Source organism: Syntrophomonas sp. UBA5494, assembly GCF_002426325.1.
Map to the genome: position 1 here is coordinate 5970 of NZ_DIPG01000106.1, position 695 is coordinate 6664.

1 protein-coding gene is annotated in these 695 nt (G+C 52.7%); it reads right to left on the minus strand.

The features are described from left to right. Positions 1-129 precede the first annotated feature (129 nt). On the minus strand, positions 130-695 hold a 566-nt coding region (locus tag B3W37_RS11890; protein WP_483175910.1), incomplete at its 5' end, for an enoyl-CoA hydratase-related protein.

Here is a 695-nt window from a genome sequence, read left to right on the forward strand (position 1 = left end):
CCATCTCCGCTGATACGAACTTCGCAAAGGCTTCCCTGAACATCTTGTGCTCTTCGTTGAAAGGCAAAATCCTATCCACTGAAATCCCTCCTCAAGCTCCGTTTGATTCGGCACTATTTGTCCGGACTGCTATTTCTCCCCGAAATCTGGGTTCCTTTTTTCCAGGAAGGCCATCATGCCTTCCTTCTGATCTTTAGTGCTGAAGCAGAGTCCGAAAATATCTGATTCGATGATCATAGCCCGGTCAATGTCGGTCTGCATTCCTTCATTGAGGGCCGATTTACTGAGTCTAACCGCCATCTGTCCTTTGGCGATGATCCGCATGGCAATATCTCTTGCAACGCCGATCAGTTCTGAAACGGGCACAACCTTGTTAACCAATCCAATTCGAGCGGCTTCTTCCGCCCCGATGATATCACCCGTGTAGAGGAGTTCCCTCGCCTTGTTCATGCCGATCAGTCGCGGCAGCCGCTGCGTCCCTCCGAACCCCGCGGTCACTCCCAAGCCCACCTCCGGTTGTCCGAACTTCGCGATATCCGAGGCAACGCTGAAATCGCAGGCCATCATCAATTCACATCCGCCCCCCAGACAGAAGCCATTGACTGCCGCGATGATCGGTTTGGGCAGCGATTCCATTCTACGCAACACCATCTGGCCGAAACGGGCAAATCTCCTTGCTTCTATAGGCGTCATTC